Origin of the sequence: Spiroplasma sp. ald (assembly GCF_044714355.1) — a bacterium.
GTDB classification, from domain to species: domain Bacteria; phylum Bacillota_I; class Bacilli_A; order Mycoplasmatales; family Mycoplasmataceae; genus Spiroplasma; species Spiroplasma phoeniceum.
Genome location: NZ_RXFY01000175.1, coordinates 1 through 983, shown reverse-complemented (window position 1 = coordinate 983; position 983 = coordinate 1). Strand labels below are relative to the sequence as shown.

2 protein-coding genes are annotated in these 983 nt (G+C 21.5%); both read right to left on the bottom strand.

The genetic code is table 4. The annotated features are described in order from the left end of the window. Positions 1-305: 305 nt before the first annotated feature. Complete coding sequence (locus tag EHU54_RS05950) at positions 306-557, bottom strand: hypothetical protein (protein ID WP_400249480.1); 252 nt, start codon at positions 555-557, stop codon at positions 306-308. A 37-nt stretch (positions 558-594) separates the two neighbouring features. After that, complete coding sequence (locus EHU54_RS05945) at positions 595-723, bottom strand: hypothetical protein (protein WP_400249479.1); 129 nt, start codon at positions 721-723, stop codon at positions 595-597. Between the last annotated feature and the right edge of the window lie 260 nt (positions 724-983).

Here is a 983-nt window from a genome sequence, read left to right as displayed (position 1 = left end):
AATTTTTAAATAAAAGACATAATTAATTAAAATTATAATTTGCTATTAGTATCTTTTTAAAAATATTTACAATTATTTTAATAGGTTATGCAAGAAGTCTAATATTGATTACTTTAATTAAACAGATTTGGACTTTTATTATAATTTGGTTCCTGATACATTACTCAAATCAACTCGCTTTCGGTTACACTGAATTGAACAAATATTTAACTTAAAATATAATTTACCAACAAATTTTTTATTCAAAATAGACTGACAAATTTGACATTTACGTTTAATAAAAAATATTCAAATTCCTAACATAATTAATCACACGCCTTATTATCAAAAAATATTTTATATCAAAACCCATACGCTGACCTTTTTTCGCCTTTACTATTTGGAACATTATTAGCACTTGCACAAATAGCAGCATAAGCATTTTCATATTTAGGATGTCACGGTTCATAACCATATACTTCTTTTACAGCTTCTTTGTATGTATCATAAACTCCTAATATTCTTTCATCTTTTATGTCATATCTACTTAAGAAAAAATTATTTTTTGATTTTGGCATAATGATCAATTTCCTTTTCTAATTCTTCTGCGATATGTTAATAAAAACTCATTTCTTTTCGAATAATATTAACGGATTCACGATGAATTTCATATTCATTCAATTGAATTAAAGTAACTTGCATAGTTTTAATTTTCATTTTAATTACATCTAATAATTCTTGCATAATTATTGTCTCCTTACTGTAATAAACATTGGTAATAACAATGTTAAAATATATAAAAAATAAGTAAGGCACACTGAAAAATACTATTTAATTTTTAATAATAGTTATTAAAATATAAAATTAATCATTTATAATTAAATTGATATTTTTACACTATACACTGTTTACAAATTTTAAAAGAAAGTAGATGTATTTATAAAAAATATTATAAAAATTTATATTCCAAAACTACTTTTAGTATGACCCTTAATAGAAATAAT